Genomic DNA, 14,297 nt, shown 5'->3' with positions numbered 1-14,297 from the left:
TTGTTGCAAATATTTCATGCTAACTGAGGTTTTTAGTGAACTTTTCCCCTTAATGAGTACAGCCAATCCCCAGACTTTGGAATGGCTACTCAACGTTGCAATTGAACATGAATACCCATCTGGGCGAGCTGTTGTGATGGAAGATGCCTGGGGTAACGCCGTTTACTTCGTGGTTTCTGGTTGGGTAAAAGTCCGGCGTACCGTCGGGGAAGATTCAGTAGCTCTGGCAATTTTTGGCCGTGGCGATTTTTTTGGAGAAATGGCAATTTTGGATGAATCTCCACGCTCAACTGATGTGATTGCCCTTTCACCCGTGAAGTTGCTTAGTGTCTCCAGAGAGCGGTTTATTCAAATATTGTTTAAAGATCCACAGTTACATCACAGGATGTTGCAACTGATGGTAAGGCGATTGCGGCAAATTAACGTGCGCTTGCAAATGCGGTCTTCACCACCAGCGGTTAAACTCGCTCATACTCTAGTGACTTTAGGTGAAAGCTATGGTCAGGAATCAGACTTAGGAAGAGAAATTTTTAACATTCCCTTTAAAGATTTGGCAGAGGTGACAGAAATCGGTGTTGAAGAAACCACCAAAATTATGGAAAAGCTGCATGAAAAAGGGTGGATCAAAATTAACAATGCCAACAACATCACTTATCTTGTGAACTTCAAACAGTTGATGAACTTGGCTGGCAAAGTGTGATTTTTTGATCCGATTCTCTACCAGACGCTTCGCGTAGGTTGCTTATTTGTAAGTTTAACGCCAGATATTTTGGATGATGATGAACGAAAGAGGGTTTGTGTGCGATGTTAAAAGCAAATTTGTCATGATGGGGAAAATTACCCATCGATTATTAACTCAGCACACAAGATGACTGAAGCAACAGCAATTCGTCCCAATACCTACATCCAAGAAACCGAGCCAACGATTCATTACCTGGTGGCAATGTCCCAACCAGAAACCCATCTGTTTGAGGTTACTTTACACCTTGTCGATTATTCCTCACCGATTCTCGATTTAAAACTGCCAGTGTGGACACCTGGTTCCTATTTAGTCCGAGAATACGCCAAGAATTTACAAGATTTTGAGGCTTTTGCAGAGGATGAGCCTTTACCTTGGCGGAAGATCAGTAAAAATCATTGGCAGATAGACAAAATAGGTATTTCAGAATTAACTGTACGTTATCGCATTTTTGCCAATGAGCTATCGGTACGAACAAATCACTTAGATACCACTCACGGTTATTTCAACGGTGCGGCACTATTTTTTAGAATACCAGGCTGGGATAAGCAACCCATTCGCGTCACTATCGTACCACCACAGCCGGAATGGCAGGTAACTACTGCTTTACCACCCGTTGCTGAGGAAACAAATACTTTCTTGGCTGGCGATTTTGATACTCTGGTGGATACTCCCTTTGAGATTGGTAGCCACCAATTGTATAAATTTGAAGTATTAGGAAAACCCCATGAACTGGCAATCTGGGGGCAAGGTAATTACCAAGTTCCGCAACTGATTGCTGATATTCAAAAAATTGTCCAGGTAGAAGCACAGATGTTCGGCGGTTTGCCTTATGAACGATATGTGTTTCTGCTACATTTATTTAGCCAAGCTTTTGGCGGTTTGGAGCATAAAGACTCTTGCTCGTTAATTTACCAGCGTTTTGGGTTTCGTACTCAGGATAAGTACCATCGCTTTCTGCAATTAGTTGCACACGAGTTCTTTCACTTGTGGAATGTCAAGCGAATTCGCCCAAAAGCATTAGAGGTTTTTGATTACGACCAAGAAAACTACACACCATCATTGTGGTTTTGTGAGGGCACTACTAGTTACTACGACTTGTTAATTCCTTTGCGGGCGGGAATTTATGATGTTAAGTCGTATTTGAATAACTTGAGCAAAGAAATTACCAGATATGAAACAACACCGGGGCGCAAGGTACAACCCGTTTCTGAGTCGAGTTTTGATGCCTGGATAAAACTCTATCGCCCCGATGCCAATAGCGCTAATTCCCAAATTTCCTACTATTTAAAAGGAGAAATGGTATCGTTGCTCCTAGATTTGCTGATTCGCTCTACTCACCACAATCAGCGCTCCCTTGATGACGTGATGCTGAAAATGTGGCAGCAATTTGGGCAAGATGAAATTGGCTATACCCCAGAACAGTTGCAGGAAGTTATCGAATCTGTTGCCGGAATCGATTTGACTGATTTCTTTAAACGCTACATTGATAGTACTGATGATTTGCCTTTTAATCAGTATTTAGAACCCTTCGGCTTGCAGTTGGTAGCTGAACAGCAAGAAGAACCTTACCTGGGTATGAGAATAAATACAGAGAATGGGCGGGAGATTATTAAGTTTGTGGAGACTGCTTCACCTGCACAAGTAGGGGGAATTGATGCAGGTGATGAGTTGTTAGCAATTGATGGGATTAAGATAACAGCAGGTGGCTTAAGCGATCGCCTGAAAGATTACCAAGCAAACGATAAAATTGAAGTTGCAGTTTTCCACCAAGATGAACTCCGTATTTATTCCATCACCCTGGCATCACCACGTCCAACTAGATATCAGGTAAAGCCTGTTGAACATCCTAACTCCAGACAGCAGCAAAACTTTGCTGGATGGCTTGGGGCTGCGATCGCAACTGTTTGATAAAAGGATTCGGCATTGGGCAGAAGAGGCGGAGGGGCGGAGGGGCGGAGGGGCAGAGGGGCAGAGGGGCAGAGGGGATAAAACTTACTACAACTCCTCTGCTCCTCTGCTCCCCTGCTCCCCTGCTCCCCTGCTTCCCTGCTTCTAAGCCGTTCTCACAGCCCCAGAATAAATCAAACCCCGTTGCAGATCCAGCGTTATAATCGCCCCATCGCGAATCACCTGCGTTGCCTGCTTCACACCGACAATCACTGGTACACCGAGACGCAAGCCAATTACTGCCGCATGACTTGTGAGACTTTCATCTTCGGTAATAATTCCGGCAGCTTTCCGAATTGCCTCGACAAAATCGGCACTAGTGCGGGGTGCAACCAAAATATCTCCAGGATTAAAGTTACTCACATCCATGCCAGTATTAGCCACCCGTGCGCGACCACTCACTGAACCTTGTCCTAGTCCAATTCCGTGACCTAGTACCGCTGTCACCACCTCTACCTTAATCAAATCTGTAGAGCCAGAAATACCCTGGAGTGTACCAGCGGTCATCACTACTAAATCTCCCTGGGACAGTAACTTAAGTTCCTGAGCCACGTTAATCGCAGCCTGAAATGTCTGACCAGTGGAAGGTAATCCTAGCACCAACAGTGGTTTGACTCCCCACACCATCTGTAACTGCCGCGCCACATTTACATGGGGTGTCACTGCCAAAATCGGTGTATGGGGACGGAATTTAGAAACATTGCGAGCTGTTGCCCCGGTTTGGGTTAGGGTCATAATTGCCGCTGCACCTAGTTGTTCGGCAATTTGACCAACAGCTTGACTAATCGCATTAGGAATGGAGCGTCGGGCATCTCTGGCAGAACGTAAGTTTAAGTGTTGGGCTTCTTCCTGCTCCATACGTTCGGCAATTCGCGCCATCGTCGCCACTGCTTCGACAGGGAAGCTACCCACAGCGGTTTCGTTGGAGAGCATCACTGCGTCCGTGCCGTCTAAAATCGCATTGGCCACATCCGATACTTCAGCGCGAGTGGGACGGGGATTGCTCACCATGCTGTCTAACATCTGAGTAGCGGTGATGATGGGAATCCCCAAGCGATTTGCTGTAGCAATTAGCCGCTTTTGCAGCACAGGAACATCTTCTGCTGGCAATTCCACCCCTAAGTCGCCTCTGGCAACCATCACGCCATCACACAAAGCCAGAATCGCTTCCATTTGTTCAATGGCTTCGTGCTTTTCAATTTTGGCCACCACTGGCACTTGCTTGCCTGTACTAGAAATTAGTTCTTTAATTTCGATCATGTCCTGGGGATTGCGGACAAAAGAAAGTGCCACCCAATCTACACCCTGATCTAGGCCAAACATTAGATCCTCTCGGTCTTTGTCAGTCATTGCCTTAATTGACAGGTAAACGCCGGGAAAGTTTACGCCTTTGTTGTTAGAAAGTTTACCAGGTACGGTGATGCGACAATGCAAATCACCTTTGTCCCGGTTAATTTCCTCCACCAGCATTTCTACTCGTCCATCATCAAGGAGGATTTTTGCCCCAACTGGGACTTCTTCGGCTAAATAATCGTAGGTGACACAGCTAATTTCTTGCGTACCTATCACTGGACGATTTGTCAAGGTGAAGCGATCGCCTTTTGCCAAAACTATAGACCCGTTGTCAAACTTTCCCAAGCGAATTTTTGGGCCCTGCAAGTCTTGGAGAATAGCTACTGGCTGATTTAATTCAAAAGCGGTTTGCCGAATTAAGCGAATACTACGCTGATGGTCGGCATGAGTTCCGTGGGAGAAGTTTAGCCGTAGCGTCGTGGCTCCCGCTTCAATAATCGCCTTGAGCATTTCAGGACTGCTAGTAGCGGGGCCAATAGTAGCGACAATTTTTGTCCGGCGCAGAGAATCTCTTAATTGCATAGGGGCTGAAGTTAGGGAGCTATCTGGGAAGTCATCGTAACTTAAGTGGCATCTCCTTTTCAGTCACTGCTATATCAATAAGATATAAGCAGTTAGAGAGGGTTTATGGGAGAGTGGGGCTGTGGGATAGACTAGATATAGTACATCAATCTTGTATCCATCCTCCCCACGAAGGAGTTTATTCCATATTTTTGCCGATTGTCATACCTCACTTATCAGTAAAGACTAGGCTTCGTCTGGAATCATAGCGTTATTCATCTGCTGATATGCAAAGCTGTGGATAAATCTTGCTATATAAAACTTTGCAAAACTTCATCATTCACTAATATTTATCGTATATTCGTAATGTCTGCTCAAGAAGGAGTCAATGTTAGAGATGATCGCATCGGAGGCACAAAAGCCACTGACAATCCCACCTAAGGAATTTTTAGCGCCTCCTGGTGATTTCAATCCGACGCTGCTGTTGTTTTCTGTAGCTGTATCCATGCTGGTGTTATCCAACTTTGGTTACTGGCTTTGGGAATGGCCGCATTGGCTGTGCTTTAGCGTTAACACCATTGCCTTGCATTGTGCTGGAACAGTAATTCATGATGCCTGTCACCAATCTGCCCATCGTAACCGGGTGATGAATGCGGTGTTAGGGCATGGTAGCGCTTTGATGCTAGCTTTTGCTTTTCCAGTATTTACGCGGGTGCATTTACAGCATCATGGTCATGTCAACCATCCCAAAGACGACCCAGATCATTATGTCTCTACGGGTGGGCCGCTGTGGCTGATTGCAGTGCGGTTTTTATACCACGAGGTATTTTTCTTTCAACGGCGATTGTGGCGTAAATATGAGCTATTAGAATGGTTCATCAGCCGTTTAATTATCGGCGCAATTGTTTATATATCAGTGCAATACCACTTTTTGGGTTATATTCTCAATTTTTGGTTTGTACCCGCTTTTGTGGTGGGGATAGCACTAGGCTTATTTTTCGACTATTTGCCCCATCGTCCTTTTGCGGAGCGCGATCGCTGGAAAAATGCTCGCGTTTATCCTAACCCAATTCTCAACATCTTGATTATGGGACAGAATTATCACTTAATTCATCATTTGTGGCCTTCTATTCCTTGGTATAATTACCAACCTGCATATTATGTGATGAAGCCCCTGTTAGATGAAAAAGGGTGTTATCAAACTTCAGGATTGTTGCAGAAAAAGGACTTTTTTGAGTTTGTTTACGACATCTTTTTAGGAATTCGGCTTCATCATCACAAAGAATAGAGTTTTTGTATGAAGCTCGCGTCAAAAATCTGCTATTTCAACAACCACACTAGGAGCGATTGTTGCTAAGACACTGCGAACACTGGGTATCAATGGAAGCAAATCAAGTAGGCGATTACTAGATGCCACCAGAACAATGACCGCAACTCCAGCCTGTTGCAAGTTTTGGTCTGTTGTCAGGAGAACCGTGAAACTCTCCTGCGCCATTAATAAAGTTCAATGATTTCTGTTGGCAGTGTGAAGGATTTGCCCTCAAGATAGCTCTGAATTTCTTCGATAGTTAATCCAGGATCTAAATTAACTTTATGCCATTCTTCTGAGTTATACTGCTGCACCCATTCAAAGATTTGATTTAGAAGCTCAGTCACTCTAGGCATAATTGACAAGGTTCAAATTTGAGATTTGTTCAGTCTTATGTGTTCTTTATCAACAACTTGAGTTGCAAAAATGATCGGTCACAACTAATTAACTCAATACTGATACAATACGATAACTTGAGGGTTAACTAGTTATTAGACTTAGACGTAAATAATTTACACTTTTGACTTAACTGCTGGTTGTGATGTTTGTAAAGTCTGAGGCAAACTCCAGTCGGGACGCAAACTAGCGGCGTTGCGTAAATAGATATGATGAATTGAGGCGGAGGCTGGCAGATAGGCGTGGATTAAAAACCGAATGCAGCGCTGTAAGCTGCCTTCGACGTGCATTTGCTGCACATCCAACATGGCCACATTATCCCAACCAGGACGCGCTCTAGCGATCGCAGCCGGGAAAATCGCATCCAAATCGCGTGTCACTGAGAAAGTCACACTAATGATGTCCTTCGGCTGGAATTGATTCCGGTTTTCCAGTTCATCTAGTAGTTCTGTCACCACCTCTCGGATTACCTCAACAGTATTTTCTGAAGCGGTTGTTGCTCCGCGAATAGCCCGCATTTGCCAGTCCACGCCAAAATCCTCCTTAAAACACAAAAGTGAGGAATTAGGAGTTGAGAATGAGAAGTTAAGATTTTTAACTCATAACTCCTGTACAGACGCGATTAATCGCGTCTCTCCTAACTCTTAACTCATATTAGGGTCGATATAACCACAACGGTAAACCACTAGTAGACATTTCAAATTCGAGCCAATCAATACCAGCCCCAATTCCTGATGAAAACTGACGACTCCCTGGTAGAAGGCGACTCAATAACGGTTTACGTTCTTCTAGGGTATAGCAGAGAGTTTTTTCCGGATCAAGACCGACCAGTTCTGCTGTCCAGCGGCGGGCATCTTCTTCTGTACCCAGACGATCTACAACACCCAAGGCTAGGGCTTGCTGTCCAGTAAAAATTCGACCATCAGCGAAGCTTTTCACCGCTTCTACTGTTAAAGAACGGCCATCAGCTACCGTTTGGACAAATTGCTGATAACTTGTGTCAATCAACTCTTGCAGGATGTTTTCTTCTGGTTGAGTCAGTTGCCGGTCGAAAGCCAAAATGTCTTTGTAAGGGCCAGACTTAATTACCTGGAAGGAAACACCAATTTTTTCTAGCAAGCGTTCTAAGTTATTCCCACGCAGAATCACACCAATACTACCCGTAATCGTACCTGGGTTGGCGACGATGTGTTCGGCTCCCATGCCGATGTAGACTCCTCCAGAAGCCGAAATATTCCCAAAGCTAGCGACGATTTTGATTTTTTCGCGCAAACGCTTCAGGGCACTGTAGATTTCTTGGGAATCTCCGACTGTACCGCCAGGACTATCGATACGCAGCAATAATGCCGGAAACTTTTTTTCTTCTACAGTTTTTAGGGCTTCTAGGACGCGTTTGCGAGTAGCACCGGCGATCGCACCAGTAATTTCAATCCGCGCAATTTGTTTTTTAAACTTGGGCTTAAACGGCCAAATCATGAGCTGTCAACATACCTCGTAATAAATTCAATATAAGATGCCCAACGGTCAGACGACCTGCTTTCCTCTGTTAAGAAACATGAGCAGGCATTGTACTCATCAGGATTTTAAGGAAATTTTTATATTTTACAGTGAGTTTTATTTGATATTCTCGATAAATGCTAATCAAGTCCTTTAAGATTGCAGTCAACACCAAATACCAAACTCTAGTCTAGCGTCCAACGTGATGATTTAGTACAAACTATTTTAGCTGGTTTGCTGGATTCAAAATTCCTAAACCCTTAATCTTCTAGCTTTTTGACTTTTTTGAGGATTGGTTAACTACGATCGCGCACCTGCATTAGTTGTTAGTAATTAATAACTAATAACTAATGAATAATAAATATTTAATCAATAACTTCGGCACTCAATTTAATTCATAAAAATTCATTCAGCAACACTAATCTCTACTTAAGTTAAGACCAGTAGTACTTTCACTTTTGAAAATATCACTTTTTCCTATTTTCTCCAGCCCATAAGCACCTGACGAAGCTATTTTCACTATTTATGAATTTATTCGTAAAATTTGATACCTGTAATAAACATACATATCAAATAGTGCCCCAACGAAAGTACAGGTCAAGCTAATTACAAATAATCCACGTAGGGGAGTTCCGCTGCCAAAGGTGGCGAGAAAATGCATAATCTCAGTAGCGATCGCCTCAGTTAACTCTTGTAAGCCAGGGAAGTGACCGATGAGGGATAGAAGGAGCAATCCACCGCCAACGAGGAACATGGGAGCGACAAAACTAAAAATAATCGTGAGTAGCAGGGAGCGGAGGAAGTTAATGAAAATAGTCATTTAGGACAAACTCCGTGAGTAGAGATGACAATAGCCCGATAGCGGTTTGTCAATTTCTACAATACGTGCGATCGCTCCAAAGCAGACAATCTGTCAAGAATCTTAAGTTTTCATTAAAAGAAGCGGCTACTAGTTACAGCACATGCTGGGGATATCCAGAATGACTTAAATCTGAAAAAACCTTGGAAAATCAAGATTTTAGCCCAGCTTACTACCTATTTATTGCTTTGTAGCACCTTTAATAACAGCTTAATTTTCTGAGAGTATCTTTAATCTAAGTTAATATTCAGTTCCGTTTGAGGAGATGAGGGACAGGAGGGAAATAAGCAATGCCCCATTCCCTATGACCAAAACATAAAAGAATACAGAGCAAGTAAATTTATTTATGGACATTGTAATTTTGAATTTTGAATTTTGAATTCCCCGAAGGGGTTGACTTCCGCTATTCTTAAGGCAGTTACCGAGTTAGCTACAGAACATTGAACCAGACTACATCCAAATCCAGTTTAGGAGAATGGAGTCAGCGGCTGCTGGCAGCGATTTTTCTGGGTGGGCAAGTACTAGTTCACCTATTGAGGGGCAAAATCCATCGGCGCAACACTTTAGAACAAATGGCAGCAGTTGGGCCAGATTCCCTATTTATTGCCCTATTGACGGCTATTTTTGTTGGTGCAGTGTTTACCATTCAGGTGGCGCGAGAATTTATCAATTTTGGCGCAGGAAACATTATCGGCGGAGTGCTTTCTGTAGCGTTGACACGAGAACTCGCTCCCGTGTTGACAGCAGTGGTTTTGGCGGGGCGAGTCGGTTCTGCCTTTGCAGCAGAAATCGGTACTATGCGAGTCTCAGAACAAATCGATGCCATGTTGATGTTAAGAACAGATCCAATCGATTACCTAGTTATTCCCCGCGTTCTTGCTTGCTGTTTAATGCTACCAATTTTAACCCTCCTGTCTTTGGTAACAGGGATGTTTGGGGGATTAATAATTGCGACAAATATCTACAACCTGTCTGATACGGTATTTCTAGACTCAGCCCGTAGCTTTCTTGGGATCTGGGATATTTTTAGCGCCATGATTAAGGCGTGTTGCTTTGGTATTTTAATCGCTGTAATTGGTTGCAGTTGGGGGTTGACGACAACAGGAGGTGCTAAAGGTGTAGGACAGTCAACCACAACTGCTGTTGTGACTGCCTTGCTGATTATATTTGTTAGCAACTTCTTTCTTTCTTGGTTAATGTTTCAGGGAACTGGCAGTGCATTCATAGGCCTATAAAACTGATGAGTTAGGAGTGAGGAATTTTAACTCCTAACTCCTAACTCCTAAAATAGGAGAGATGCCTACTAATAAAGCAGGATTTAAGACTGTGACCAGTTCATTTGCTTCTAACTCCACATCAACTGTGGAACTCAAGCCTAGTTACAATATACCTATAGTGTTGGTAATTGCCGCTATTCCACTACTGTTGCTACAACCGTGGGTAGGCTCCGTTTTCACACTGTTTGGTTTGTTTCTCATGTTTCAGGCGTTAACGCTGCGTTTGCAATTTACCGCTACCGACTTAGATATTTACAGAGGCGAAAAATTGATTCGGCGCTTTCCCTACCAGGAATGGCAAAACTGGCGGATATTCTGGAATAGAGTCCCCATTCTGTTTTACTTTAAAGAAATTAAAAGTATTCACTTTTTGCCGATTTTATTTGACCCCAACACCTTGAAAACTTGCTTAGAACAACGTTGTCCGCGTATTTAGTGCTGAGTGCCATCTATGCTGAGTCGTTTTGCTCTAGACTCATAACGAGTGCGAGAAGTCGAGTGCGGCTACCCTGCGGCAACGCCAAGGGCGAACCGCCGTTGGCGCAGCCTGCTGCAAGCATCTGAACTTCTCTTAAAAGAAGACACCAAGGGCAAACCGTAACTCATGACTCAGGACTTTTATGGCAGGTCAATTGTAATATTTCTGAAAGCTATTTATTCGCGTCATAGGAATTACACTATTGTTTATGAACCCAGAGGCATCTCAAACCCCAGAACCAATTGATGAGCGGTTGGCAGAAAAACAAGAAGAGAACAATACAGTTGAACATCCAGTAAATCCATCTGTTGAGTCAGTGGTAGAAACAGGAGCTATTAGCCCATCAGAAGACTATGCAACTTTTGAACCACTCATCTCCAATGCAGAAGTGGTAGATTCTACAGTAGAGCTAACAGAAAATTCAAATGGCGAGTTTGTAGCGCAGTTAGAAGCGGAAAATGTCGCGCTGGGGTCAGAAATAGGAGCAGGAAATCAATCATTATATGCCGAAGCAGAGCAGCGAGTGGCAGAGTTGCAGAACACCCAAGCTGCTCTCAAAGCAGAAATAGCCAAACTGCAAGGTTCTTACGAAAACCTTCAGGCACAGGTGAGTGAAACTCAAACCTCACTGGGAAGACTCGTACAAGAGTCGCTGGTGCAGCTAGAACAACGCAAACAAACGCTGCAAATTTCTGTAGAACAATTAGAACGCCGTCAAGAACGTATCCGCAATGAGATGCGAACCACTTTTGCCGGTGCATCCCAAGACTTGGCAATTCGAGTGCAGGGTTTTAAAGACTATCTCACAGGTAGCTTACAGGATTTGGCCTCTGCCGCCGAGCAGTTGCAATTGACGCCAAGTGTGGTGGAACGAGAAAAACCACCTGTAAAAGAGGCTAAACCAGTTGAACCCCAACCTGGAATACCCCAATTTGCCCAACAGCAATTTCAAGATACTACAAAGCAAATTCGCCGCCTAATTGACCAATACCGCAATAAACCAGATTACTACGGCCCACCGTGGCAACTACGTCGTACCTTTGAACCAATCCACGCTGAACGAATCTCCAACTGGTTTTTTACCCAAGGGGGACGCGGTGGTTTGCGGACAATGGGTAGCCGCTTACAAAATATTCTGATTGCCTCAGCTGCGATTTCGATATTACACAAGCTGTATGGCGATCGCGTCCGTACTTTAGTCTTAGCTAATACACCAGAGCGATTAGGTGAATGGCGGCGCGGCTTGCAAGACTGTCTGGGAATCGGTCGCCCAGATTTCGGCCCAGACCGAGGTGTGGTATTATTTGAGGCATCTGATGCTGTCGCTCAGAAAGCAGACCGATTGACGAAAGCCAATCAACTGCCCTTAATAATCATTGACGATTCAGAAGAGCAAATCAGTTTGTCGCTGCTGCAATTTCCCTTGTGGTTAGCCTTTGCTCCTGACCCTAAAGCAGTGAGAAACTATGATGACGACTTTTAAATTAGTCAATAGTCATTAGTTATTGGTCAAGAGGTATTACTCTTGACTTTTTTAAATTTTGTTAGCGCAGCGTTAGCGAGTCTTTGAGCGTCATTTTGAATTTTATTATGGCTATTTGGTTAACCGGATGTGGAGCAATTGTAGTCATAGCTTACCTACTGGGTTCTTTTCCCACTGGCTACATTGCTGTGAAGCAGTTAAAGGGTATTGATATTCGGGCAGTTGGTTCAGGTTCGACTGGCGCAACTAATGTGCTAAGAACCTTGGGGAAAGGGCCAGGAGCATTGGTTTTAGTACTTGATTCCTTAAAGGGAGTATTAGCGATCGCTCTAGTTTATTGGCTGTTCAATTTTGCCTCTAGTCAAAATTATATCCCCCCAACGATAGATATAAATCTGTGGCGACCGTGGATGGTAACTTTAGCTGGGTTAGCTGCCATCTTGGGACATAGTAAATCAATTTTTTTAGGGTTTACTGGTGGTAAATCTGTTGCTATCAGCTTGGGGATTTTGTTGGCAATGAGTTGGCAGGTAGGTTTAGCAACGGCGGGTGTGTTTGCCGTCGTTGTAGCGATATCACGGATTGTCTCTTTGAGTTCAATTGTAGGTGCGATCGCAGTTTCCATTTTCATGGTACTTTGGCATCAACCCTTACCCTATATTCTGTTTGGGATTGCCGGTGGGTTATATGTAATTTTGCGCCATCGCACTAATATTGAACGCCTACTAGCGGGAACAGAGCCGAAAATTGGACAAAATGTAGCGACAGAACCAGAACAAACAGCATCATAGGGAAGGGCAAACCAAATATTCCCTTCTTTGCTTGCCTAACGGCAGGCTGACGACAACACAGAGGGGTTAGGGAAGAGGTTCTTCTCGGATTACTATATTGGTGTTTTAGGCTTACGAACGAACGTTACCTTTAATTAAACGGTGGAAAAGGCGGCAAGGCCACAAAAAAGCTCCACAAATACTTACTGAGGCGATGGCGGCCACAACTCGCCAACTCGAACTAGACCCAGTGGTAGACTCTGAAGGATGAGCTTGTGTGCTTTTAGCTAGTTCTGGCATTGAATGAGATAGCTGACTGGCTGTACTCACCCCTTCAATCGCTGCTCCAATTAGATAAGCTACTAGGGCAATTACTAGCCAGTGATTCATAATATTGCACTGTTTGAACTCTGAGCGGATGCTTGGCTGTGAGCAATCATTTTATTTTTCGTACTAATGATTGCCGCCTTGCCCTAAAGATAATCGACCTTCAGCCGTATCGCGAATTAGGGGAAGTTTAGATTTTATATAAGTATTAAGGGTGTTATCTGTCTGAGGATCAAGCCCCTGCTTCGCTTTTAACTGCTGGAGAAGCAATTGTATTAAAGCCGCATCGTCAAATTGGAGTAGGGTGTTGACCTGGGTAGACTCGATTACAGCCCAAAGCTGTTGCATCATTTTGGCAGTGACCATGAGTCTGTAACCTCTTAAGCTTTTCTTTATATTTACACAAATTCCAAATTTGTGGTTATTTTTTATCTGAAGATTTATAAAGATATCGGCTGGAAAGGTCTGAGTCAGGCGATACGGTTAAGTTAACGTGAGTTCGATGAACCTCTTCTTTCCAGCCTCCCTCTCCGAAACGGAAAGGGAGGGGCAAGAAAAATTCCGCTTTTTGCTCCCCTCTGGGCGTCGGAGAGGGGCTGGGGGAGAGGTCATATAAGACTTGTCGAACTCACGTTAAGTTATGGCGTTTTTTAATTGATTGGAATACAACACTTTCTACTCCCTAGAAAAGCCATGATAATGCAGACATAAATAAGCCTCAGCGCTTTTTGTAGAAAGGAAACTTCTGTGCTCGATTTAGTTATTTTCTAGCACAAGCTCCTTCTTGCCCAGAAGGATCGGCAAAAATTGCTAAAGTATGATATCCGGGGTTATCTATTCCATAGATTACTCGAAAAGTATACAACTTGTTTCTACCTTGCCCTTCGGTAATAACTGTTAAAAGTGTATTGCTAGTATTAGGAAGTCCAGGAATATCCAGTTTTTTAATTCGTCTAAGTTGAATTACATTCGCCGCGGAGTTTTTACAATCTCCGGTACTAGTATTAGGTTTTGGGCCAAACTGCATACATACCGGGCCATCAAAATCCATAGTTACCTGTGATGGATCGTTTAACCAAACTTTTTTAATTACTTCTCCAGCCGTAATAAAGCTTAAGTTTGTTCCTTGCTGATATGAAACATCGATCGTAGGTATTAGTCCTCCTAAGCCTTGTGCTTGGCAGGAAAACATGGAACGCAGAACGGCATTATTAGCTACAGCGCGACCTACCAACAAGAACATAGCAACCAAGAAAATTAAGGAAGCTATCGATAGGAAATAAGAACGCTCTGGGGTATTTCCTGACAAGTTAATATTCTTTTTCATGGTTGCGAATATGGAGATTGGTAGATAGAAC

At 43.7% G+C, this 14,297-nt stretch carries 16 protein-coding genes; 7 read left to right on the top strand and 9 right to left on the bottom strand.

Annotated elements, in window-relative coordinates:
• The first annotated feature begins 16 nt into the window (after nt 1-16).
• Nucleotides 17-700, top strand: coding sequence for a Crp/Fnr family transcriptional regulator (locus tag HWQ44_RS12410; protein WP_292718882.1), 684 nt, complete (start codon nt 17-19; stop codon nt 698-700).
• 168 nt (nt 701-868) lie between these two features.
• Nucleotides 869-2,650 carry a M61 family metallopeptidase gene (locus tag HWQ44_RS12405; RefSeq protein ID WP_292718876.1) on the top strand — a complete coding sequence of 594 codons (1,782 nt, stop codon included), beginning with the start codon at nt 869-871 and terminating at the stop codon, nt 2,648-2,650.
• 144 nt (nt 2,651-2,794) lie between these two features.
• Here the strand turns inward: HWQ44_RS12405 and pyk are convergent, their stop codons facing one another.
• The gene (gene pyk / locus HWQ44_RS12400; RefSeq protein WP_292718874.1) at nt 2,795-4,564 is read right to left on the bottom strand and encodes a pyruvate kinase; all 1,770 of its coding nucleotides are present in this window, start codon (nt 4,562-4,564) and stop codon (nt 2,795-2,797) included.
• 376 nt (nt 4,565-4,940) lie between these two features.
• Between pyk and crtR the strand changes: the two genes are divergently transcribed.
• Nucleotides 4,941-5,831 carry a beta-carotene hydroxylase gene (gene crtR / locus HWQ44_RS12395; protein WP_292718880.1) on the top strand — a complete coding sequence of 297 codons (891 nt, stop codon included), beginning with the start codon at nt 4,941-4,943 and terminating at the stop codon, nt 5,829-5,831.
• 21 nt (nt 5,832-5,852) lie between these two features.
• Here crtR and HWQ44_RS12390 read toward each other — a convergent pair whose 3' ends face one another.
• The 5 genes from HWQ44_RS12390 to HWQ44_RS12370 all read right to left on the bottom strand — a co-directional run bounded on the left by HWQ44_RS12390 (nt 5,853) and on the right by HWQ44_RS12370 (nt 8,565).
• Nucleotides 5,853-6,038 (bottom strand): hypothetical protein, encoded by a 186-nt coding sequence (locus HWQ44_RS12390; protein ID WP_292718872.1) that lies wholly within the window; start codon nt 6,036-6,038, stop codon nt 5,853-5,855.
• Complete coding sequence (locus HWQ44_RS12385) at nt 6,038-6,199, bottom strand: hypothetical protein (RefSeq protein ID WP_292718871.1); 162 nt, start codon at nt 6,197-6,199, stop codon at nt 6,038-6,040. The genes HWQ44_RS12390 and HWQ44_RS12385 overlap by 1 nt, the downstream gene beginning before the upstream one ends.
• Nucleotides 6,200-6,364: 165 nt before the next feature.
• A complete protein-coding gene (aroH, locus tag HWQ44_RS12380; RefSeq protein WP_292718869.1) occupies nt 6,365-6,778 on the bottom strand; it encodes a chorismate mutase in 414 nt (137 codons plus the stop codon).
• 124 nt (nt 6,779-6,902) lie between these two features.
• Nucleotides 6,903-7,724, bottom strand: a complete 822-nt coding sequence (sppA, locus tag HWQ44_RS12375) for a signal peptide peptidase SppA (protein ID WP_292718867.1) — start codon at nt 7,722-7,724, stop codon at nt 6,903-6,905.
• A gap of 544 nt (nt 7,725-8,268) precedes the next feature.
• Nucleotides 8,269-8,565 carry a hypothetical protein gene (locus HWQ44_RS12370; RefSeq protein WP_292718865.1) on the bottom strand — a complete coding sequence of 99 codons (297 nt, stop codon included), beginning with the start codon at nt 8,563-8,565 and terminating at the stop codon, nt 8,269-8,271.
• 479 nt (nt 8,566-9,044) lie between these two features.
• Here HWQ44_RS12370 and HWQ44_RS12365 point away from each other — a divergent pair, with 479 nt between their 5' ends.
• The 4 genes from HWQ44_RS12365 (at nt 9,045) to plsY (ending at nt 12,633) form a co-directional block, all read left to right on the top strand.
• Nucleotides 9,045-9,839, top strand: a complete 795-nt coding sequence (locus HWQ44_RS12365; RefSeq protein WP_292718863.1) for an MlaE family lipid ABC transporter permease subunit — start codon at nt 9,045-9,047, stop codon at nt 9,837-9,839.
• Between the two features lie 61 nt (nt 9,840-9,900).
• Nucleotides 9,901-10,317, top strand: a complete 417-nt coding sequence (locus HWQ44_RS12360; protein WP_292718862.1) for a DUF3119 family protein — start codon at nt 9,901-9,903, stop codon at nt 10,315-10,317.
• A gap of 250 nt (nt 10,318-10,567) precedes the next feature.
• On the top strand, nt 10,568-11,842 hold the full coding sequence (locus HWQ44_RS12355; RefSeq protein WP_292718860.1) for a DUF3086 domain-containing protein: 1,275 nt from the start codon (nt 10,568-10,570) through the stop codon (nt 11,840-11,842).
• Between the two features lie 107 nt (nt 11,843-11,949).
• Nucleotides 11,950-12,633: a glycerol-3-phosphate 1-O-acyltransferase PlsY gene (gene plsY, locus HWQ44_RS12350; protein ID WP_292718858.1), complete on the top strand. Its 684-nt coding sequence runs from the start codon at nt 11,950-11,952 to the stop codon at nt 12,631-12,633.
• Nucleotides 12,634-12,744: 111 nt separating this feature from the next.
• Here plsY and HWQ44_RS12345 read toward each other — a convergent pair whose 3' ends face one another.
• From HWQ44_RS12345 to HWQ44_RS12335, 3 genes are all read right to left on the bottom strand, one after another.
• Nucleotides 12,745-13,002, bottom strand: a complete 258-nt coding sequence (locus tag HWQ44_RS12345; protein ID WP_292718856.1) for a hypothetical protein — start codon at nt 13,000-13,002, stop codon at nt 12,745-12,747.
• 63 nt (nt 13,003-13,065) lie between these two features.
• Nucleotides 13,066-13,305 carry a hypothetical protein gene (locus tag HWQ44_RS12340; RefSeq protein WP_292718854.1) on the bottom strand — a complete coding sequence of 80 codons (240 nt, stop codon included), beginning with the start codon at nt 13,303-13,305 and terminating at the stop codon, nt 13,066-13,068.
• 394 nt (nt 13,306-13,699) lie between these two features.
• Nucleotides 13,700-14,266 carry a hypothetical protein gene (locus tag HWQ44_RS12335; RefSeq protein ID WP_292718853.1) on the bottom strand — a complete coding sequence of 189 codons (567 nt, stop codon included), beginning with the start codon at nt 14,264-14,266 and terminating at the stop codon, nt 13,700-13,702.
• Nucleotides 14,267-14,297: the final 31 nt, after the last annotated feature.

Source organism: Nostoc sp. JL34 (assembly GCF_017114945.1).
GTDB lineage: Bacteria > Cyanobacteriota > Cyanobacteriia > Cyanobacteriales > Nostocaceae > Nostoc.
Note: the sequence above shows the minus strand (reverse complement) of the source record. Positions and strands in the feature narration are given on the sequence as shown.

Coding starts and splice junctions, on each gene's coding strand:
- HWQ44_RS12410 (WP_292718882.1), top strand. CDS start 17: ATGCTAACTGAGGTTTTTAGTGAACTTTTCCCCTTAATGAGTACAGCC.
- HWQ44_RS12405 (WP_292718876.1), top strand. CDS start 869: ATGACTGAAGCAACAGCAATTCGTCCCAATACCTACATCCAAGAAACC.
- pyk (WP_292718874.1), bottom strand. CDS start 4,564: ATGCAATTAAGAGATTCTCTGCGCCGGACAAAAATTGTCGCTACTATT.
- crtR (WP_292718880.1), top strand. CDS start 4,941: ATGATCGCATCGGAGGCACAAAAGCCACTGACAATCCCACCTAAGGAA.
- HWQ44_RS12390 (WP_292718872.1), bottom strand. CDS start 6,038: ATGGCGCAGGAGAGTTTCACGGTTCTCCTGACAACAGACCAAAACTTG.
- sppA (WP_292718867.1), bottom strand. CDS start 7,724: ATGATTTGGCCGTTTAAGCCCAAGTTTAAAAAACAAATTGCGCGGATT.
- HWQ44_RS12370 (WP_292718865.1), bottom strand. CDS start 8,565: ATGACTATTTTCATTAACTTCCTCCGCTCCCTGCTACTCACGATTATT.
- HWQ44_RS12360 (WP_292718862.1), top strand. CDS start 9,901: ATGCCTACTAATAAAGCAGGATTTAAGACTGTGACCAGTTCATTTGCT.
- HWQ44_RS12355 (WP_292718860.1), top strand. CDS start 10,568: ATGAACCCAGAGGCATCTCAAACCCCAGAACCAATTGATGAGCGGTTG.
- plsY (WP_292718858.1), top strand. CDS start 11,950: ATGGCTATTTGGTTAACCGGATGTGGAGCAATTGTAGTCATAGCTTAC.
- HWQ44_RS12345 (WP_292718856.1), bottom strand. CDS start 13,002: ATGAATCACTGGCTAGTAATTGCCCTAGTAGCTTATCTAATTGGAGCA.
- HWQ44_RS12340 (WP_292718854.1), bottom strand. CDS start 13,305: ATGGTCACTGCCAAAATGATGCAACAGCTTTGGGCTGTAATCGAGTCT.
- HWQ44_RS12335 (WP_292718853.1), bottom strand. CDS start 14,266: ATGAAAAAGAATATTAACTTGTCAGGAAATACCCCAGAGCGTTCTTAT.